The organism is uncultured Microbacterium sp. (genome assembly GCF_963524805.1).
GTDB lineage: Bacteria > Actinomycetota > Actinomycetes > Actinomycetales > Microbacteriaceae > Microbacterium.
Genome location: NZ_CAURGG010000008.1, coordinates 66,115 through 86,422, shown reverse-complemented (window position 1 = coordinate 86,422; position 20,308 = coordinate 66,115). Strand labels below are relative to the sequence as shown.

The 20,308-nt window shown below is 70.5% G+C and carries 18 protein-coding genes and 1 tRNA gene; 2 read left to right on the top strand and 17 right to left on the bottom strand.

Annotated elements, in window-relative coordinates; translation table 11 throughout:
- Positions 1–102 precede the first annotated feature (102 nt).
- Positions 103–1,386: a DNA glycosylase AlkZ-like family protein gene (locus RWQ91_RS14105; protein ID WP_314507187.1), complete on the top strand. Its 1,284-nt coding sequence runs from the start codon at positions 103–105 to the stop codon at positions 1,384–1,386.
- A 7-nt stretch (positions 1,387–1,393) separates the two neighbouring features.
- On the opposite strand, the gene RWQ91_RS14100 is transcribed toward RWQ91_RS14105, so the two are convergent.
- The 15 genes from RWQ91_RS14100 to nhaA all read right to left on the bottom strand — a co-directional run bounded on the left by RWQ91_RS14100 (position 1,394) and on the right by nhaA (position 16,003).
- Positions 1,394–2,491, bottom strand: coding sequence for a DNA glycosylase AlkZ-like family protein (locus RWQ91_RS14100; protein ID WP_314507185.1), 1,098 nt, complete (start codon positions 2,489–2,491; stop codon positions 1,394–1,396).
- Positions 2,492–2,519: 28 nt separating this feature from the next.
- A complete protein-coding gene (locus tag RWQ91_RS14095) occupies positions 2,520–3,404 on the bottom strand; it encodes a M48 family metalloprotease (protein ID WP_314507183.1) in 885 nt (294 codons plus the stop codon).
- Between the two features lie 14 nt (positions 3,405–3,418).
- Positions 3,419–3,988, bottom strand: coding sequence for a LemA family protein (locus RWQ91_RS14090; protein ID WP_314507181.1), 570 nt, complete (start codon positions 3,986–3,988; stop codon positions 3,419–3,421).
- Between the two features lie 101 nt (positions 3,989–4,089).
- On the bottom strand, positions 4,090–5,403 hold the full coding sequence (locus RWQ91_RS14085; protein WP_314507180.1) for a D-arabinono-1,4-lactone oxidase: 1,314 nt from the start codon (positions 5,401–5,403) through the stop codon (positions 4,090–4,092).
- Positions 5,400–6,629 carry an alanine racemase gene (locus tag RWQ91_RS14080; RefSeq protein ID WP_314507375.1) on the bottom strand — a complete coding sequence of 410 codons (1,230 nt, stop codon included), beginning with the start codon at positions 6,627–6,629 and terminating at the stop codon, positions 5,400–5,402. The genes RWQ91_RS14085 and RWQ91_RS14080 overlap by 4 nt, the downstream gene beginning before the upstream one ends.
- 168 nt (positions 6,630–6,797) lie before the next feature.
- Positions 6,798–6,871 (bottom strand) — tRNA-Leu (locus RWQ91_RS14075).
- A gap of 31 nt (positions 6,872–6,902) precedes the next feature.
- Positions 6,903–8,297, bottom strand: coding sequence for an FAD-dependent oxidoreductase (locus tag RWQ91_RS14070; RefSeq protein WP_314507371.1), 1,395 nt, complete (start codon positions 8,295–8,297; stop codon positions 6,903–6,905).
- Positions 8,298–8,350: 53 nt separating this feature from the next.
- Complete coding sequence (locus RWQ91_RS14065; protein ID WP_314507178.1) at positions 8,351–9,628, bottom strand: S8 family serine peptidase; 1,278 nt, start codon at positions 9,626–9,628, stop codon at positions 8,351–8,353.
- Positions 9,625–10,143 carry a DUF501 domain-containing protein gene (locus tag RWQ91_RS14060; RefSeq protein WP_314507176.1) on the bottom strand — a complete coding sequence of 173 codons (519 nt, stop codon included), beginning with the start codon at positions 10,141–10,143 and terminating at the stop codon, positions 9,625–9,627. Before RWQ91_RS14060 ends, RWQ91_RS14065 begins: the two co-directional genes overlap by 4 nt.
- A 59-nt stretch (positions 10,144–10,202) precedes the next feature.
- Positions 10,203–10,742: a septum formation initiator family protein gene (locus tag RWQ91_RS14055; protein ID WP_314507174.1), complete on the bottom strand. Its 540-nt coding sequence runs from the start codon at positions 10,740–10,742 to the stop codon at positions 10,203–10,205.
- 27 nt (positions 10,743–10,769) lie between these two features.
- Positions 10,770–12,050, bottom strand: a complete 1,281-nt coding sequence (gene eno, locus RWQ91_RS14050) for a phosphopyruvate hydratase (RefSeq protein ID WP_314507172.1) — start codon at positions 12,048–12,050, stop codon at positions 10,770–10,772.
- Between the two features lie 102 nt (positions 12,051–12,152).
- Positions 12,153–12,857: an O-methyltransferase gene (locus RWQ91_RS14045; protein WP_314507169.1), complete on the bottom strand. Its 705-nt coding sequence runs from the start codon at positions 12,855–12,857 to the stop codon at positions 12,153–12,155.
- A gap of 48 nt (positions 12,858–12,905) precedes the next feature.
- Complete coding sequence (gene hisS, locus RWQ91_RS14040; RefSeq protein WP_314507369.1) at positions 12,906–14,174, bottom strand: histidine--tRNA ligase; 1,269 nt, start codon at positions 14,172–14,174, stop codon at positions 12,906–12,908.
- Between the two features lie 39 nt (positions 14,175–14,213).
- Complete coding sequence (locus RWQ91_RS14035) at positions 14,214–14,843, bottom strand: MazG family protein (protein WP_314507168.1); 630 nt, start codon at positions 14,841–14,843, stop codon at positions 14,214–14,216.
- Positions 14,840–16,003: a Na+/H+ antiporter NhaA gene (gene nhaA / locus RWQ91_RS14030; protein ID WP_314507165.1), complete on the bottom strand. Its 1,164-nt coding sequence runs from the start codon at positions 16,001–16,003 to the stop codon at positions 14,840–14,842. The genes RWQ91_RS14035 and nhaA overlap by 4 nt, the downstream gene beginning before the upstream one ends.
- 162 nt (positions 16,004–16,165) lie before the next feature.
- Between nhaA and RWQ91_RS14025 the strand changes: the two genes are divergently transcribed.
- Entirely contained in the window at positions 16,166–18,838 is a 2,673-nt protein-coding gene (locus RWQ91_RS14025) for a phosphoenolpyruvate carboxylase (protein ID WP_314507163.1), read from the top strand.
- Between the two features lie 12 nt (positions 18,839–18,850).
- Here the strand turns inward: RWQ91_RS14025 and RWQ91_RS14020 are convergent, their stop codons facing one another.
- A complete protein-coding gene (locus tag RWQ91_RS14020) occupies positions 18,851–19,450 on the bottom strand; it encodes a gamma carbonic anhydrase family protein (RefSeq protein ID WP_314507161.1) in 600 nt (199 codons plus the stop codon).
- A gap of 99 nt (positions 19,451–19,549) precedes the next feature.
- Positions 19,550–20,266 (bottom strand): DUF2652 domain-containing protein, encoded by a 717-nt coding sequence (locus tag RWQ91_RS14015; RefSeq protein ID WP_314507158.1) that lies wholly within the window; start codon positions 20,264–20,266, stop codon positions 19,550–19,552.
- Positions 20,267–20,308: the final 42 nt, after the last annotated feature.

Here is a 20,308-nt window from a genome sequence, read left to right as displayed (position 1 = left end):
CCAGTTTAGAGGGCGGCGCACGCGCCGCCGGGGCGCGCGCCGCAGGTTGCCCGCGGCGGGAGGCCGCCGGCGGTGTCGGAGCGCGCGGCTAGGCTGACCGGCGTGAAGCAGTCCCTGAGTGCCGCCGAGGCGCGGCGCGTCGCGCTCGCCGCCCAGGGCTTCGCTCAGAAGCGACCTCCCTCGACCGGCACGAGGCAGCTCAACCTCGCCATGGCGCGGATGCGCACGCTGCAGATCGACTCGGTCAACGTCTTCGCCCGTTCCCACTACATGCCGCTGTACTCCCGGCTCGGAGCGTACGACACTGCCGCCCTCGACCGGCTGCTGTTCGCCCGTCGCGCCCCGTACGTGGAGTACTGGGCGCACGTGGCCGCTTTCATCCCGGCCGCGGACTGGGGCCTGTTCCGGTTCCGCATGGACGACCTGCGCGCCAAGTACGGCTCAGCCGGTGGCTGGTTCGACACCCATCGTGAGATCGTCGACTGGGTCCGCGCCGAACTGTCCGATCGCGGCCCGCTGCGCCCTGCTCAGATCGAGCACGATGCCGAGAAGGCCTCGCGCGGCCCGTGGTGGGATTGGGACGTCGTCAAGCATGCCTTGGAGTACCTGTGGCTGTTCGGCGAGGTGGCGATCGCCGGACGCCAGGGGTTCGAACGGCGTTACGGGCTGGCAGAGCACGTGCTCCCGTCCGACGTCGCGTTGCATTCGGTTCCCCGGGCGGATGCGATCCGGGAGCTGATGGCACGCGCGGCGCTGGCATACGGGGTGGGCACCGCCTCGGATCTCACCGACTACTGGCGCATCAAGGACCGCCGCGCCGCGATGGCGGCGATCGCGGAACTGCAGGATGCGGGAGTGCTGCGACCCGTGACGGTGGAGGGCTGGCACTCCGCCGGGCGGCCCGCGCGTGCGTGGATGCATCGCGACGCGACGCTCCCCCGGCGCGTGGACGCCGCCGCGATCCTGACGCCGTTCGACCCGCTCGTGTGGTTCCGCGACCGCGCCGAGCGGCTGTTCGGCTTCGCCTACCGCATCGAGATCTACACGCCCGCCCCGAAGCGTCGTTTCGGGTATTACTCGCTCCCCGTGCTGATCGGCGACGACATCGTCGGGCGTGTGGATCTGAAAGCCGGCCGGGCGTCATCCACGCTGCTCGTGCAGTCCGCGTGGTGGGAGCAGGGGCGTGCGGCGGATGCGGCAGCCCGCCTCGCGGAGGAACTGCGCGGCGCTGCCCGCTGGCAGGACCTGTCGTCGATCTCGATCTCACGCTGGGGCGACGCGACCGACGACCTCGCCCGAGTGCTCCCCGAGGCACGCCGTCACGATGTCGGCTCCGGTGAGCCGGTCGCACTCGGAAAGGACGAGCCCGACGGTCTCGGCGCCTGAGCGACGGTCAGGATCCCGGGATGCCGGTCACCTCGAGGCCGAGCCACGACGCGAGCTCGCGGATCTCGGCATCCACCGCTTCGGACATGTCGGCGGTGAAGGGGTCGTCCTCGTGGATGGCCGACACCCGCAACAGTCCGGCCTTGCGGTCGGCGGAGGCATCCAGCTTGCCGACGAGGCGATCCGCGTGCAGGATCGGCAGGGCGAAGTAGCCCCAGCGCCGCTTGGCCGCCGGCTTGTACATCTCCACGATGTACTCGAATCCGAACAGCTCCTGCGCGCGGACGCGGTCGAACACGAGGCGGTCGAAGGGCGACAGCAGCGCCGTGCGGGGCTCGAATTCCGACACCGCGTCCCGTTGCGCCGGATCCACGCGCCAGCTCCCGGGGACACCCTCGATCATCGCCTCCTCCCCCGCCTCTCCCACGTCGATCGGCTCGATCGGCTGCTTGATCGCCTTCGCCCGGGCGATCCCGAGGGAGCCCAGCCGGCGATCGGCGCGCAGCGCGGCCGCCTCATGATCCGACAGCTCGGGAAGATCCGCGGGGTACACCCGCTCGGCGAGGTCCCACATCCTGTCGCGTCCCTCGCGCCGTGAGACGGCGATCGCACCCCCCATCGCGAGGAACTCGAGCATCTGGGTCACGTTGCGCTCGTTCGTCCAGCCCGTCGACTTCCACGGCACCTGGCTCGTGTCGGGGATCTCTCCCCCGCGCAGCGGTCCCTCCGCACGCAGTCGGTCGAGCACGTCCCGGCGGAAGCGGTCGTTCGCCTCGAGCCACTCCCGCTGGGCGCGGTAGCGCGGCCAGGCGCGCATCATCGGGCGGTAGAGCGGGAGGTCCGCCATCGACCGGTAGAACCCCGCCCATTCGAAGACGGCCCGGTCGTCTTCGACCGCACGCCGCAGATCCGCTTGCTGATACGGCCAGCCGATCCTGCTCCACAGGATGTGGTCGGCGCTCGGGGCGACCGCGGAGGTCGGATCGATGTTCACCAGCCACAGTCCATCGACCGCCTCCACGACGCCGCCCGGGCGTTCGGCGGTCAGCAGCTGCGCGCGGACGGCGATCCGTCGCGCCTGCTCGCGGGTCAGGGTGCGCGGCATGTGACGAGCGTAGAGCCCATCGCCGACCTCAGAACCGGCCGCCCATCGTCGTGAGTCGCTCGATCCGGTCGGCGATCGGCGGATGGGTGGCGAACAGCCGTGTCAGTCCGCTCGGTCTGAGCGGGTCGGCGATCCACAGATGCGCCATGGAAGTGTTGGCGCGTGCGAGCGGCGCGCCGAACTCGCCGAGCTTGCCCAGCGCCGAGGCCAGAGCGTCGGGGTCGCGGGTGGTCATGGCGCTGGTGGCGTCGGCGAGGTACTCGCGCTGGCGCGAGATGGCCGCCTGGACGGCCCCGGCCAGCAGCGGCGTCACCAGCGCAGCCACGAGGCCGAAGATGAGGAACAGCAGCTGCGCCTGCCCATTGCCGCCGCGCCTGCCGCCGAAGAAGGCGAATCGCAGGAACAGATCGGCGAGGATGCCGACGGCCACCACGAGGCCGAAGACGATCAGGGAGACCCGGATGTCGTAGTTTCGGATGTGGCCGAGCTCATGCCCGAGGACGCCCTCGAGTTCCCGGTCGGTCATGAGCTCGAACAGGCCGGTCGTCACCGTGATCGACGCCTGTTCGGGTGTGCGACCGGTCGCGAACGCGTTGGGAGCCGGGTCCTCCACCACATACAGCTTGGGCATCGGCGTGCCCGTCGCGATGCAGAGGTTCTCGACGAGCCGGAAGAAGCGGGGCGCATCCTCGCTGCCCACCTCGACGGCGCCGGACATCGCGAGCGCCTCGCGGTCGGCGAAGAAGTACTGGAACGTCGCATACGCGGCCGCGAAGATGAGGATGAACGCGGTGATCCACCAGTTGTTGCCCGCCAGCCATCCGGCCACAAGTCCGATCGCGCCCAGCAGCAGCACGAACGCACCGAGGATGAACCACGTGTTGCGCTTGTTGCGCGCGATGGCGCTGTACATCCGCCGCTGTCAGGTCAGAACTGGACCCTGGGCGGCTCCGAGATCGCGGCGCCGTCCACGACCTCGAAGAACTCGCGCTCGCTGAAACCGAGGTTGCGGGCGAACAGGTTGTTCGGGAACACCTTGATCTTGGTGTTCAGTTCGCGCACGCCGCCGTTGTAGAACCGGCGCGAGGCCTGGATCTTGTCTTCGGTATCGACGATGGACTGCTGCAGCTGCAGGAAGTTCTGGCTGGCCTGCAGCTGCGGATAGGCCTCGGCGACGGCGAACAGGGACTTCAGCGCCTGCTGCATGTGCCCCTCGGCCACACCCGCCTCCGCGGGTCCGCCCGCCGTCAGGGTCTCCGCTCGAGCACGGGTGACGTTCTCGAAGACAGCCTTCTCATGCGCCGCGTAGCCCTTCACCGCCTCGATCAGATTCGGCAGCAGATCGGCTCGTCGCTTGAGCTGCACGGTGATGTCGCTCCATGCCTCATCGACGCGCACATTCAACGCGACCAGAGAGTTGTACGTCGCCCACAGGTAGATACCGGCGATGACGAGCAGCGCCACGACGATCAGTACCGGGATCAGCCATTCCCACATGCCTGTGACTCCGTTCGAGGTTTGCCCTCATCCTAGCCAACGTCGCCCGGGGGTATGAGAGCCGTCTCACGACTCTCAGCCCATACCCACCCGGACCCCGACTACGCGCCGAGCACCCGATCGAGGTAGCGGTTGGAGAACATCCGCTCGGGGTCGAGCCGGTCGCGCAGGGCGACGAAGTCGCCGAAACGCGGGTAGCGGTCGCTCAGCAGCGCGGCATCCAGCATGTGCATCTTCCCCCAGTGCGGCCGGCCGCCGTGAGCGAGCATGATCTGCTCGACCGCGGCGAAGTACTCGGTGGGATCCTCGCGCCAGTAGCGGTGCACGGCGATGTAGGCCGACGCGCGGCCGTGCGCGGTCGAGAGCCAGAGGTCATCGGCGGCGGCGAAGCGCACCTCGACCGGGAACGAGATGCGCCATCCCCGGTCCGAGATGAGTGTTCGCAGCGCATCGAAGGCGGGCCGGACGTCCTCCACCGGCAGTGCGTACTCCATTTCGCGGAAGCGCACCGAGCGCTCGGTCGCGAACACCCGGTGCGAGACGTCGGTGAATTCCCGATCTCCCCACAGGCGCACCGAGGCTCGGCTGATCGCCGGGACGGTCGGCGGCACGGTGCGCGCAACGCTGCAGGCGACCTGATGCAGCGCATTCCCGACGACGACATCATCGACCCAGGTGCGAACGCGCGGGAGCGGCCGGCGCACCGCGCTTTCGGGCAGTCGCGTGTTCGTCTTGGTCATCGCCCGGTCCGTGTGCGGGAACCAGTAGAACTCGAAATGATCCGATGCCGCGACGCGTTCATCGAGTCCGTCGAGGGCTTCGTCGAGGTCCTCGGGCCGCTCGACCGCGTGCAGCAGGAACGCCGGGACGCACTGGAGGGTCACCTCGACGAGGATGCCCAGCGCTCCGAGGCCGAGCGCGACCGCCGGGAGCAGTTCGGCGTTCTGATCCGCCTCGACCACCAGCAGTTCACCGTCAGCGGTGACGAGCTTGGCTCCGGTCACCTGCGTGGCGATGCCGCCGAAGCGCGCGCCGGTCCCGTGGGTGCCGGTGGAGATCGCCCCCGCGAGGGACTGCCGATCGATGTCACCCAGGTTGGGCATCGCCAGACCGTACGGCGCGAGCAGCGCGGGGATCTGGTGCAGGCGCGTGCCGGCGCGGAGCGTCACGCGCCCGGCCGCCGCATCGGCCGAGACCAGGCCGGTCAGATCGCTCAGATCCAGCAGGACGCCGGGAGCGACGGCGATGCCGGTGAAGCTGTGACCGGCGCCGACGGCCTTGACCGGGATGCCCCGCGCGGCCGCCGCTGTGACGGCCCGCTGCACCGCCGCCGTGGAGCCGGGGAACTCCACCCGCTGCGGCCGCACACGAGCGGACCGCGCCCAGTTCTGCCACTCGGCGCCCGGGCGGGTCACAGGAACGCCTGCCCCTCGCCGCGATAGGTCGGGGCCGTGCCGACGAGACGACCGCCGTCGACGAGGTGGTAGCGCTCCACACGTTCGGCCAGCTCTCCGCTCTTGGCGTGTCGGAACCACACCCGGTCCCCCACGCGCAGCGATCGGGCGGACTCGCCCTGCAGCGGTGTCTGCACCTCGCCCGCGCCCTCACGCCCAAGGGTCTTCAGACCGGCCGGCCACACCGGCAGCGGCTGCCGGGACGCGACCGGTGGCCCCGAGGCGATCCACCCGCCGCCGAGGACGGTCGCGATGTCGGCCTGCGGCTTGCGCACGACCTCGAGGGCGAAAGCGGCGGCCGGTGCGGGATCGAACGCACGATACCCGTCGAACAGATGCCCGGCGAGCAGTCCGCTGCCGGCGGTCAGCTCGGTGACGGCGAGGTCGGATGCCGTCAGCTCGAGTGAGCCCGTACCGCCCCCGTTCACGAACTCGAGCGGCGCGATCTCGCGCAGCGCCCCGACGATCTCGGCGCGACGCTCGAGCAGCTCCCGTCCGGAGCGGTGCTGCATCCAGCGGACCACGCCGTCGCCGGCGCCGGTCGCATCGCCCTGCCCCGCGATCTGCGCTTCGTACATCATGAGTCCCACCAAGCGGAATCCCGGTCGCGCGGTGATGGCGCGCGCCAGATTCGCCACTTCGCCGGGACTGTGCACCGGCGAGCGGTGCACACCGATGTGACCGAGCCCGGGTGCCCGCCACGACGCGTCGGCGTCGATCGCCACCCGCAGCACCGGGCGCGCGGAGGGCGGGAGGACGGCATCGACCACGTCGAGCTGCGCGATGTCGTCGACCATGAGCGTGACGCGACCGACCGCTCGCTCGTCGGCGACGAGCGCGGCCAGTGCAGTCCGGTCGACGCTGGGGTAGCCCAGAACCACGTCGTCATGCGTCTGCGACAGCCACAGCGCCTCGGGCAGAGTGAAGGCGAGGATGCCGCGGTATCCGGGTACCGCGAGCGTCGCGTCGAGGACCTCGCGGACGCGCACGGATTTGCTCGCCACGCGGATGGGGACGCCGGCCGAACGGACCACCATGTCCAGAGCGTTGTAGCGGAGAGCGGCGAGGTTCAGCGCGGCGACGGGCCCTGAGACGTCGGCGACCGCATCCGTCATCGCCGCCCAGTAGGAGGCGGCATCCGCCCACGGCGTGCCGGCGTCCACGGCATCCAGCAGGTCCATCGTCATCGCATCACGCAGGCGGGCGTCGGGCTCATCGTCACGGGGGCGCACATGCGCTCCAGCCTACGACTCGCGGGAGCCGCGCACCGGACCGCGTGAAGGGTACCCCCGCCGGGATTCGTCCCCGCTGCCACTCGGCTGAACCTGCTGCCCTCCGGGCAGCGTGTTCAGCCGTACCCCCGCCGGGATTCGAACCCGGACTCGAGCGATTTTAAGTCGCCTGCCTCTGCCGGTTGGGCTACGGGGGCGTGCGTGCGGACGCACCCTCCACGGTACCGGTCAGCTGCGGGCGGCGACCTTCTCGGCGGGCGCGGCGGAGACGGCGGGGGCCGGAGCGCTCTCCGCCGGCTGCGGAGGCCGCGGACGCGCGGCGAATTCCTCGAAGACGTAGCGCGGGTCCTGGACGGCCTGCAGGTTCACCAGATCGCGGCCGAGCCAGAAGTTGTTCCACCAGTCGCCGACGACGCGGAACTTGCGCTCCCACGAGGGCATCGCGAGGCCGTGGTAGCCGCGGTGGGCGATCCAGGCGAAGAAGCCCGTGATCCCGATCTTGCCCGACTGGAAAGCGCCGTTGTACAGGCCGAGCCCGGCGACCGCGCCGAGGTTCTTGTGGAAGTACTCCTTCGGCACCTCCCCGCGCAGCACCGCGACCAGGTTCTTCGCCAGCAGCTTCGCCTGGCGCACGGCGTGCTGAGCGTTGGGCACGCAGTACCCCCCGACTCCACCGCCGGACAGGTCGGGAACGGCCGAGACGTCGCCGGCCGCCCAGGCGCCCTCGACGAATTCCTCTTCGGTGCCGACGCGCAGATCGGCGCGGGTGCGGATGCGGCCCCGCTCCTCCACCGGCAGGTCCCCGCCGCGCACGACGGTCGGGTTGGCCATGACGCCCGCGGTCCAGATGATCAGATCGCTCGGGATGACCTCGCCCGTGGACAGCTCGATGTTGCCGTCGACGGCGCCCGTCACCTGCGTGTCCAGGTGCACCGACGCGCCGCGCTTGGCGAGATCGCGCAGCACCCACTCGCTCGTCTTCAGCGAAACCTCGGGCATGATCCGGCCCATCGCCTCGATCAGGTGGAAGTGGGTGTCGCTGAAGGTGACCTCGGGATAGTGGCCGACCAGCGCGGACGCGAAGGAGCGCAGCTCGGCGAAGACCTCGATGCCCGCGAACCCGCCGCCGACGACCACGACGGTCAGCAGGCGATCGCGCTCGGGTCCGGGCGGGAGGGTGGAAGCCTTGTCGAAGTTGGACATGAGCCGGTCGCGGATCGCAACGGCCTCTTCGATCGTCTTGAGTCCGATCGCGTTGTCGGCGATGCCCGGAATCGGGAACGTCCGCGACACGGCACCGGCCGTGACGACGATCTGGTCGTACTCCAGCTCGTAAGGGTCACCGGCGATCGGGGTGATGGTGGCCACCTTGTCGGCGTGACGGATGCCGGTCACCTTCGCCGCGACCACCTTGGTGCGCTTGAGGTGACGGCGCAGGGCGACCACGGCGTGGCGCGCCTCGATGCCGCCCGCGGCGACCTCCGGGAGGAAGGGCTGGTAGGTCATGTAGGGAAGCGGGTCGACGATCGTGACTTCCGCTTCACCCCTGCGCAGATGCTTCTCGAGCTTCCAGGCGGTGTAGAACCCGGCGTAGCCACCACCGACGATGAGGATCTTCGGCACGTGCTTGTTCACAGGCGCAGTGTTGCTCACGGTGGGGAGTACTCCTGGGGGTGTCAGCGGCTCGGCGTCCGGGACGCCAATCGGTATCGTCGGACAGCTGCGGTGACGCCGAGAGCCACCAGTATAGCCGCCGCCGAACCTGCCATCAGCGGAAGCGTCCCGTACAGGAGCGTGTCCGAAGTCGGCAGGAGCGGCGAGGCCGCACGCGTCGCCGTGTCCGCCGGGGGCAGCGCTTCGATCGCGATCGGTTCCGAGGTCGGCACGGGTGCCGGCCCGGCGTCGGCCCGGCGGTACAGCCGGATCCAGTCGGTGAGGCTCCCCATCGGGTTGGCGGTCACCGACGGCACGGTCGCCGACACCGCGGCTGCGGCATCCACCAGTCCGGCGCCGTACAGCAGCGAGCTCGCGCTGCCCGTCGCGCCCGAGGGAGGACGCGCCGTCTCGATGATGCGGTTGATCACGTTGTTCGCGTCGAGGTCGGGATGCGCCGCACGCACGAGCGCGGCGATGCCGGCGACGATCGGCGCTGCACCGCTCGTGCCGTTCCACAGCACGAGCCGTCCGTCGGCGGACACTCCCACGAGGTCCTCGCTCGGCGCCGACACCCCCAGCGTGATGCCCTGCGTGGAGGCCTCGACGCTCGCCTTACCGGCCTTGTCGACGCCGGCGACCGTGAGAACGCCCGGGATCGTCGCCGGCGCTCCGACCCGCGATGTCCCGCTCCCCCGGTTGCCGGCCGCGACCACGACGACGACGTCGTTCTCGAACGCGTAGAGGAATGCCGAGTCCCAGCTCTCGTCCCAGTCGGGCGTGTTCGTCGTGAGCGACAGGTTGATCACGTCGGCGCCGTTGTCGACCGACCAGCGGATCGCCTCGGCGATCTGCTCGGTGAAGGGCACCTTCGCCGAGGAGCCGAACCCCACCGATACCGCGAGCAGCTCCGCCTGCGGCGCGACGCCGATCATGCCCGTGCCCGAGCCGGTGCCCCGCGCGGCGGCGAGCGAGGCCACCCAGCTGCCGTGGTTGGCATCGACCGCTCCCACCGGCGTGCGCCCATCGGCTGAGCCGATGCCCGACACGTCGGTGCCTCCGACGACGGCGCCCTCGAACTCGACCGGACCGCGCGCGACACCGGTGTCGATGATCGCGATGCGCACTCCTGCGCCGCGGGTCGTCTGCCACGCGTCACGGATGCCGGAGGCGTCCAGCCAGTACTCCGCCGCCCGCACCGGGTCCGGGTTCGGATCGGGGGCGACCGGCGATACGCTCGCGCCGGTGAGCATCGCGGCCGCGACGAACGCGCCCGCGATGGCGAGGACGCGCCGGATCATCCGCCCACTCCCGGTTCGGCGCACACGCAGCGCTGCGGCGACCAGGCGCCGAGCGACAGCGCGCGATCGCCGATCGGGTTCACCCCCGTGCCGGCGGCGAGGGCGTGCGCGGCGAGGGCGTGCAGGCACTTGACGCGCGTGGGCATTCCGCCGGCCGAGATCCCCGCGATCTCCTCGACATCGCCGAAGGCGGAGCGGTCGCGCAGATAGGCCTCGTGCGCGCGTGCGTAGGCGTGCGCCACTCCGGCATCCTCAGCAAGCTCCTCGCTCAGCGTCCGCATCACCTGAGTGGCCTCCAACCCCGACATGGCTGCCGTCGCCGCCGGGTGGGTGAGGTAGTAGAAAGTCGGGAACGGAGTGCCGTCTTCGAGTCGGGGGGCGGTCGCCGCGACAGTCGGGTTGCCGCACGCGCATCGGGCGGCGATCCCCACCACGCCCCGCGCCGGGCGTCCGAGCTGCGCGCGCAGCACCGCCAGATCGGTGTCGCTGACGGGCGGGAACGGCGGCGTGGTCACACCGGTCAGGGTACCCGGCGCTGCTGAGCCCACGCTGGAGAAACCGGCGGCGCTGACTCTCAGGGACTCACGGCGGGCGAGCCGCTGGGAGCGGGGTCGGGCACACCGATCGTCGGTGCCTTCACCGTCTGCGCGATGCCCGCCTCCGTGACCGAGCGCACGAACTGCGACATCCAATCCGTCCGGGTCTGCTCGACGTCCTCGCTCACGGCTGCCTGCTCCTGCGGCACGAGCGCCGGGGGCAGATCGTCGTCGACGAGATAGACGACCTCGCCCGGCCGCACGTAGTAGAGCCGTTCGCGGGCCTGGGTGGTGATGTAGGCGGGGTCGGTCCATCTGTCCCGCTGCGCCTCGAGGTCGGCGACGTCTTCGCGGCTGACTTCGACCGACGCCTGCAGCGCGGCGATCTGCTGACGCTGATCGACGTAGGTTCCGATCGTCGGAACCAGGACGAAGGCGGCCAGCACCACGAGCCCCATCATGATGACCATGAATCCCGACAGCCGGATGCCGCCGAGCCAGCCGCGGACATCGACCGGTCCGCGGGGGGCGCGGCGCCGCCGCGGGGCGCGAGAAGGGGGAGCCGTCGTGTTCGCCACGGCTCCCCCTCTCGACTGCAGATCGTCCTACGCGGTGTACCTCGGGAACGCCGAGCGCCCGGCGAACTCCGCCGCGTCGCCCAGCTCCTCCTCGATGCGCAGAAGCTGATTGTATTTCGCGACGCGTTCGCTGCGGGCGGGCGCGCCGCTCTTGATCTGACCCGAGTTCACGGCCACGACCAGGTCGGCGATCGTGGTGTCCTCGGTCTCTCCGGAGCGGTGGGAGAACATCGTGGTGTAGCCGGCGCGGTGGGCCATGTCGACGGCATCCAGGGTCTCGGACAGCGTTCCGATCTGGTTCACCTTCACCAGCAGCGAGTTGGCGACTCCCCGCTTGATGCCGTCCGCCAGCCGCGTGGGGTTGGTCACGAACAGGTCGTCGCCGACGAGCTGGATCTGCGTCCCGAGCTTCTCGGTGAGATGCTTCCACGCATCCCAGTCGTCTTCGGCCAGGGCGTCCTCGATCGTGATGATGGGGTAGGCGCCGGCGAGCTCGACGTAGTAGTCCGTGAGCTGCTCCGCCGTCCAGGCCTTGCCCTCGAACTGGTAGGCGCCGTCGCGGAAGAACTCCGTCGCGGCGACGTCCATGCCCAGGGCGATCTCAGTGCCGGGCGTGAAGCCCGCCTTCTCGATCGCCGTGATGAGGAAGTCCAGCCCCTCGCGGTTGCTCGGCAGGTCGGGGGCGAAGCCGCCCTCGTCGCCCAGGCCCGTCGCGTAGCCGGCCTTGAGCAGCTCGCCCTTCAGGACGTGGTAGGTCTCGGTCCCCCAGCGCAGGGCCTCGGCGAACGATGAGGCGCCGATCGGGGCGAGGAAGAACTCCTGCATGTCGATGCCGTTGTCGGCATGCGACCCTCCGTTGATCACGTTGAACAGCGGCACGGGAAGGATGTGCGCGTTCGGGCCGCCCAGGTAGCGGAACAGCGGGAGGTCGGCGCTGTCGGCGGCCGCCTTGGCGACGGCGAGGCTCACGCCGAGGATGGCGTTCGCGCCGACGCGACCCTTGTTGTCGGTGCCGTCGACCTCGATGAGGATCTCGTCGATGATGCGCTGTTCGGCGGCATCCACGCCCTCGATGGCGGGGCCGAGCTCGTCGATGACCGCGGCGACGGCCTTGAGCACGCCCTTGCCGCTGTAGCGGGTCTTGTCGCCGTCGCGCAGCTCGTATGCCTCGAAGGCGCCGGTGGACGCCCCGGAGGGGACGGCCGCGCGCTGGACGATTCCATCGTCGAGCAGGACCTCCACTTCGACGGTGGGGTTTCCGCGCGAATCCAAGATCTCGCGTGCGTTGACAGCCTCGATTAGTGCCACAGAGGACTCCTTGTGTGGTGGAGGGTGGATCGGGAGCGTCGTCGGTCCGTGGGCCAGTCTAGCCAGGAGGATGCCGCTGCACCGGGTGCGTGTGCGGCGGCTTCACGGTGCGGGAGCGGCGGCGGCATCCGTCACCACGGCGATCGCGACGCCGTCCCAGCCCTTGAGATCCAGCGTCTGCAGCGCGGTGGCGTCGAAGCGGGGATCGCGGCCGAGCATCTCGAGCCCCCGCTGGGTGCCGATGACGTTCGCGGCGGTCGTCGCGGGGTTGGCCACCTCTCCCCCGCGCCCGATGTTGTCGACCACGATCACGGTGCCGGGGTGCCCGAGTCGCGCCGCCCAGTCCAGGTAGATCGTGTTGGACTCCTTGTCCGCGTCGATGAACACGAAATCGAACGGCTGCTCCTCGCGCAGCGTCGGCAGCACGTGCTCGGCACGCCCCACCCGGATCTCGACCTTCGCACCGACACCCGCCCGATCGAGATTCGCGCGCGCGACCGCCGTGTTGGCGGGCTCGGCTTCGATCGTGACGACGGCGCCGTCCTCGGGAATGCCGCGGGCCATCCAGATGGTCGAGTACGCGCCCAGGGTGCCGACTTCGAGCACCCGCCGAGCACCGCTGATGCGCACGAGCAGCTGCAGGAGCTTGCCCGACACCGGGGCGACCTCGATCGCGGGCAGCCCCGCCTCGTGCTGCGCGGCCACGGCCGTCTCGAGGTCGGCGTCGTGTCCGACGAGCGTCTCGGTGAGGTAGGCGTCGAGCCGACGCCAGGCGTCAGGGGTGGGTGCGGGCGGAGGTTGGGCCATGCCGACAGCCAACCCGCCGCGCCCCCGGACGTCAACCGTGGGTGCGGGTCAGGCCAGGGGCTTGAATGCCACCGTGTCGACGGTCTGGCCCGTCGCGACCGTCGCGAAGGAGGTGTAGCCGTCGGATGCCGCCCGCTCGAGCAGCGCCTTGAGGTTCTTCGGGCGCTGCTCGAGCCGCACCCGCGCGCCCTCGCTCGCAAGAGCCGCCTTCAGCGCGAGGAGCTCGCCGAGCGGCATGTCGCGGTCGTGCACCAGGACGACCGCGCGCTCCTGCCCGTCGTCGGTGTCGGAGACGAGGTCGACGAGCCGCTCGAATCCGAGTGAGAAACCGACCGCTGGAACGTCCTGGCCGAGGAAGCGCCCGATCATGCCGTCGTAGCGGCCGCCGCCCCCCAGCGAGTAATCCACGCTCGGGTGGGCGAGCTCGAAGATCGTGCCGGTGTAGTACCCCATTCCGCGGACGAGGAACGGATCGAACACGAGCGGGATGCCGCCTCCCGCGTCCTCGGACGCTCGCGTGGCCGCCACGGCATGGCCGATCCCCACCAGGTCGGCGATGACCTCGTCCGGCGCGCCCTCGGGCAGCGCCTTGCGGATCTGCCGCTCGCCGTACGGGTTGTATTCCAGGGTCTGCGGCCGTTTCAGGAAGGCTTCGAAGGCCTCGACGGCCGGGGAGGTCGCTGCGCGCTCGCGCAGTTCGGCGACGACTCCGTCGGGACCGATCTTGTCGAGCTTGTCGATCGTGATCAGCACGCCCGGCCGCTCGTCTGCCGTGAAGCCGAAGCTCTCCAGCATCCACTCCAGCGCACGACGATCGTTGACCCGCACTGTGGCCCCCTCCAGGCCGAGAGCGTCGACGGCGTCGAGCGTGGCGACGATCAGCTCCGCCTCGGCCCGCGGGGAGCCGTCGCCGAGGATGTCGATGTCGCACTGCACGAACTGGCGGTACCGGCCCTTCTGGGGGCGCTCGGCGCGCCAGACCGGCGCGATCTGCACCGAGCGGAAGACCGCCGGCAGCTCGCTGCGATGACTGGCGTAGAAGCGCGCCAGTGGCACCGTGAGGTCGTAGCGCAGTCCGAGATCGGCGAGGTCCTCGGGTGTCTCGGCCGCAGCGCGGATCGCCTGAGCGTCCAGGCCGCGCTTGAGGACGCTGTAGGCGAGCTTCTCGTTGTCGCCGCCGATGCCGGCGTGCAGACGCGCGTGATCCTCCATGACGGGAGTCTCGATCTCATCGAATCCGTGCGCGCGATAGCGCCGGCGGATGACGGCGAGCACGCGCTCGCGACGGGCCTTCTCGGCGGGGAGGAAGTCGCGCATGCCGCGCGGCGGATTGACAGGTGCCACTCGACAAGTGTGTCAGGCCCGCTCGGCGTCGCGGATCTGCTCCTGCAGCTCCCGGAGCCGCTCCCGGAGCGCCCGCTCGGCATCCCACCCGTTCCGGCGGGCAGTCGCGACCAGACCGAGCAGCGCGTCACCCAGTTCGGCCTCGGTGCGCGGCTGCTCGACGGGTTCGGCTTCCACGCCCACCTGTGACGCCCTGCCGAGGAGCTTCTGCGCGAGCGCGAGCGAGGGCATCCGCTGCGACACGCCGTCGAGCACGCTCGTGCGTTCGTGCTTCTCGGCGGCCTTCGCGGCGTTCCACAGCACGAGCACCTGCTCGGGCGTCTCCGCGACCTCGCCGGCGAACACATGGGGATGCCGGCGCACCATCTTCTCGGTGAGCCCGCGGGCGACATCATCGATGTCGAACGGGTCGTCGGGGTCGCGCGAGGCGATCTCGGCATGGAACAGCACTTGCCAGAGCAGGTCGCCGAGCTCCTCACGCAGCTCGGCGCGGGTGCCCTCCTCAACGGCGTCGATGAGCTCGGCGCTCTCCTCGACCAGGTACGGAACGAGCGCGCGGTGGTCGATCTGCTGCGTCCACACGCAGCGCTCGCGCACGTCGTGCATGGTGTCGGCAGCCGTGCGCAGCGGATCGCCGCTCATGCGGTCACCTTCTCGGCATCGGGTGCGACCCGGCGGTAGTGGCGCGCGCGCTGCGCCACGAGCACGCCGGCGATGATCAGGGAGATCAGCGACCCGCCGAGCACGCCGAGGGTCGCCTCATCGCGCAGCAGCGGATCGCCGGCGAAGGCCAGTTCGGACAGCAGCAGCGACACGGTGAAGCCGATGCCGCCGAGCGCGCCGGCCGAGAGCAGATCCGCGAAGGACAGGTGCGGCGCGGCGCCGCGGTTGCCGACGCGCAGACTCACCCAGCCGAACAGCGTGATGCCGATGATCTTGCCGACCGGCAGCGCGATGAGCACTCCCCAGAAAGCCGGAGCGAGCTGCGACGGAGCGACGGAGGGGATGATCACCAGAGCCGCCGAGAAGGCGAACAGCGGCAGGACGACCCCGTTCACCCACGGCTCGAGCGCGTGGCGCGCGTGCAGGGCCGGCTGCTGCGCCATCGCCAGGCCGAGAGCGACGCCGGCGATCGTGGCGTGCACCCCGGATTCGTAGACGAGGACCCAGGTCGCGATTCCGAGGATCACGAGCGCGATCGTGATCGGGATGCGGGCGCGCGTGTCGATCTGACGGCTGAGCACGCCGAAGACCGTGACAGCCAGGGCGGCCAGCGCCAGCATCCCGAAGTCGACCCCGTCGGTGAACAGCACGGCGATGAAGACGATCCCGACGATGTCGTCGAGGATCGCCAGGGCCAGCAGGAAGATCCGGATGCCGGCGGGCAGGCCCTTGCCGAAGACGGCCAGCACCCCGAGCGCGAACGCGATGTCGGTCGCCGTCGGGATCGGCCAGCCGCGCGCGGAATCGGTGCCGGCTGAGACGAGCAGGAAGATGACGATCGGCACGATGACTCCGCCGGCGGCGGCGATTGCCGGCTGCATGGCCTTGCGGGCGGAGTTGAGCTCGCCGTTCGTGAGCTCGAACTGCAGCTCGATGGCCACGATGAAGAAGAAGACGGCCAGCAGCCCGTCCTGGACCCAGTGGCCCACCGACAGCTCGAACACCCCGGGGATGCCGATGTACGCATCCTTGACGGCGAGCACCGCCGGCCCGATCGGCGAGTTGGCCAGCACCAGCGCGAGGATCGCCGCGGCCAGGAGGACGATCGCCGGGAAGCGTGCGGAACGAAGCAGGGACACGCGTGTCCTTTCATCGGGGATGGGCGATGGGCGCGCGCGCACCGCCGCCGACCAGACTTCCCGGCACTCCAGCTTCCGAGTGTAACGACGGTGGGCCCGGGCGGTGTCACGCGGCCGTCACACGTGACGAGCAGGAAACACAACCGCACTACCTTGGAGCGCATGCGCGAGTTCACCCAGACCGAGGCGATCGACCTCGTCGGACGCTTCGAGGCCGGCCAGGAGATCCCCGAAAGGATGCGGGGGGATGTCCGCATGCTCGGCGCGCTCCTGGGACGTGTGCTGCGCGAGAGCGGCAGTCCCGGCCTCTACGACGATGTCGAGCGCCTGCGCGTCGCGACGATCCACGCCTACACCGACGAATCGCCGGAGGCGTTCGCGAGCGCCGCGCAGATCGCCGACTCGTTCACGATCGAGCGGGCCGACGAGGTCGCCCGCGCGTTCACCGCGTACTTCCACCTGGTGAACCTCGCCGAGGAGCACCAGCGGGTGCGGATCCTGCGGGAGCGCGACGGACGGCCCGACCGCGAGGATGCGACGGACTCGGTCGCGGCCGCGTTCGTCCGGCTGGCAGCAGAGGTGGGAGACGACACGGCGCTGACCCGGCTGCAGAACCTCAGATTCCACCCGGTCTTCACCGCGCACCCGACCGAGGCCCGCCGCCGGGCGATCTCGACGAGCATCCGGCGCCTTGCGACGTTCCTGGAAGAGCACGACGCCTCGCTGCGCAACGGAGCCGACCAGCGGCGGGCCGAACGGCGGATGCTGGAGGAGATCGACACGCTGTGGCGCACCGCTCCGCTGCGGCCCGAGAAGCCCTCGCCCACCGACGAGGTGCGCGCCGTCATGGCCGTCTTCGACGAGACGCTGTACACCGCCGTGCCGCACGTGTACCGCCGCGTGGACGACGCGCTGCAGGGGCCGGGAGCCGGTGGCCGCGCACCGGTCGTCCGGCCCTTCGTCCGGGTCGGATCGTGGGTGGGCGGAGACCGCGACGGCAACCCGTTCGTCACGGCATCCGTCACGCGCAAAGCCGCCGCGATCGCGAGCGAGCACGTCCTGCTCGGTCTGGAGCGCACCGCCAACCGCATCGGGCGCGGACTGACGCTCGACGCGTCCACCACGCCGCCGAGCGAGGCGCTGCTCGCCCTGTGGCAGCGCCTGAAGGCCGCCGACGAGGAGGCCGCGACCGAGATCGCCAAGCGCTCGCCGAACGAACCGCACCGGCGCATCGTGCTGCTCATCGCCCGCAAGATCGCCGCCACCCGTGCCCGCGACGCCGACCTGGCGTACGTCGACCCCGAGGAGCTGCTGATCGATCTGCGGATCGTGCAGGACTCGCTCGTGAAGGCGCGCGCCCCGCGCCAGGCGTACGGGCACCTGCAGCAGCTGCTGTGGCAGGTCGAGACGTTCGGCTTCCATCTCACCGAGCTCGAGGTGCGCCAGCACTCCGCGGTGCACGCGACCGTGCTGGCCGAACTGGATGCCGGGGGTCCGCGGTCCGAGCTGGCCGAAGAGGTCCTCGACGTGTTCCGCGCCGTCGCATTCCTGCAGAAGCGCTACGGTCCGCGCGCGGCCGGTCGCTACATCGTCTCGTTCACCCGGTCCGCGCAGGATCTGGCGAACGTGCACCGCCTCGCCCGCTACGCCGCCGGCGAGGGCGCCGCACCGGTGCTGGAGGTCATCCCGCTCTTCGAGACCTTCGCCGATCTGCAGGCAGCCCCGAAGATCCTCGCCGAGATCGTCGAGCACCCGGAGTTCGCGGCGCGACTGGAGGCGACCGACCGCCGCCTCGAGGTCATGCTCGGGTACTCCGACTCGTCGAAGGACGTCGGACCGGTCGCGGCGAACCTGGCCCTCTATGTCGCGCAGGCCGAGATCGCCGCGTGGGCTCAGCGCAGCCGCATCGAGCTGACGCTCTTCCACGGTCGCGGCGGGGCGCTCGGCCGCGGCGGCGGCCCGGCGAACTCCGCGATCCTCGCCCAGCCGCCGCACTCGGTCGACGGACGCTTCAAGCTCACCGAGCAGGGCGAGGTGATCTTCGCCCGGTACGGGGATCCCGCGATCGCCATGCGGCACATCGATCAGGTCGCCGCCGCCATCCTGATGGCCTCCGCGCCCTCGATCGAACGGCGCAACAGCGAGGCCGCCGAGCGCTTCTCGGAGGTCGCCGCGACCATGGACGCGGCATCCCGCGCTCGGTTCTTCGACCTCGTCAAGGCTCCCGGTTTCGCGCCGTGGTTCGCTCAGGTCACGCCGATGGAGGAGGTCGGCCTGCTCGCGCTCGGATCGCGGCCGGCTCGGCGTGGGCTGTCGGTCGAGTCGCTCGAGGACCTCCGAGCGATCCCGTGGGTGTTCGCGTGGACCCAGGCGCGCATCAACCTCGCCGGGTGGTTCGGGCTCGGCAGCGCCCTGGACGCGGTCGGCGACGAAGAACTCCTGCGCCAGGCCTACCGGGAGTGGCCGCTGTTCCAGACGATGGTCGACAACGTCGCCATGAGCCTGGCCAAGGCCGATCCGCGGATCGCCCGTCGTTATCTCGACCTGGGCGACCGGGAGGACCTCGCCGAACTGGTCATGGAGGAGATGGAGCTCACCCGCCTGTGGGTCGTGCGCGTCACCGCCGGTGACGACGTGCTGGACAACAAGCCCGTGCTCCAGCGCGCCGTGAAGATGCGGAGCCCCTACGTCGACGCGCTCTCGCTGCTCCAGCTGCGGGCGCTGCGGGCGCTGCGCGCCGATGCCGCCGCCGGCGGACCGGCGGACCCCGAGCAGCAGCGCCTGCTGCTCCTGTCGGTCAGCGGGGTGGCGGCCGGCCTGCAGAACACCGGATGAGCTGCGGCGGCCTCAGTCGAGCCGCACGTCCCGGTCGTGGCGCGCCAGGCTGCGGCCGTACCGCTCCGTGAGCTGCACCATGAGGTCAGGGGTCTCCCGGTCGATTCCGAAGACGTAGCCGGGGAAGTCGAGCTCCTTCTGGGCCGCCCAGATCTCGTCATGGCGCTCGGCGGGCAGGATCCGGGCGGGATCGCCCACGGCCACCCAGCCGATCGGCACGACGCTCTCCGGCGGCAGCACCGAGCGCAGGTGCACCACGGCGTTGATGCGCACTTCGCTGCGTTCACCGATGCGTGCGCCGTTGAAGACGCGCGTGCCGGTCGCGAGGAACACCTCGTCGCCGATCGTCGCCCCGGATACGCTCGCCATCGGCCCCACGAGCGTGTGCCCGCCGATGTGCACGGCGTTGGCCGCGGTCGCGCGGATGAGCGCGTTCTCCATGACGATGACGTTCACCCCGAGCGTGATCGGCCCGCCCTCTGCCGTGATCACCGCTCCGTGCAGGACCTGGCAGTCCGCGCCGATGACGACGTCGCCGCTGATGACCGCGGTCGGCGCGATCACCGAATCCGGGTGAATGCGGGGCCGCGCCCCGAGGTGCTCGTACTGCACGGCTGCTCCATCCGTCGGCGGCGACCAGCGATCACCGCCAGCGTAGCGTCGGCGGTGCGCCTCTCGCAGGCGAGGGCGGACGCCGTCCGCAGGATGCGGTCATCTCGCGTGACGCGGGCGTCGCGGCTGCTTCACGCCGAGCATGTAGGGCAGACCCTGTCCGACGGCGGAGAACGTGTTGCCCAGTCGGGTGCGCCACGACGGCGAGGCGAGGGGCGGAGCCGAGTCGTCCAGGTCCGCGACGTCGACGAAGTACGCCCGGACGGTGCCGATCCCCTCGAGCTCCGGTGTGATCTGCTGAACCGGCTCGGGCACGGCGGCTTTCTCGGTGCTGTAGAGCTCTTCCGACAGCAGCACGTACTCGGGGATCGGCACGGAGTTCTTCAGCAGGCGGTGCACGAGGATCACATCGATTCCAATCAGCTTGCTGCGGCCGCGGATGCTCTGCGTGGCGACCTCGCCCACGTGAGCCACGAACTTCAGCTTCAGGTTGCCCGCCTCACGGCAGCCGCCGCACGGGCAGAGGTTGGTCGAGACGTACTGCCGCTCGAGGTGGAACGCGCGGTGCATCGCCACCGCGACCTGCAGGATGTCGGTCACCGTCGTCTCGGGTGCGCGGGTGCCGGTGCGGCGTGAGAGGAAGGCGGCGTCGCCCTCGATCTCCACGAGGTCGAAGCCGGGAGCCGCCTCGATCATGCGCTCCAGCATCCGCGCGGTGTTGACCTCGGCATGCGCCAGCGTCATCCGGTGGGTGCTCATGTATTCGGTGTACCCGCCGATGTCCGCGATCAGCAGCGCAGTCCGCTCGGATGTCATGGCTCACGATCCCATCTGCTGCGGTGCAGCTCAAGCGGCCGG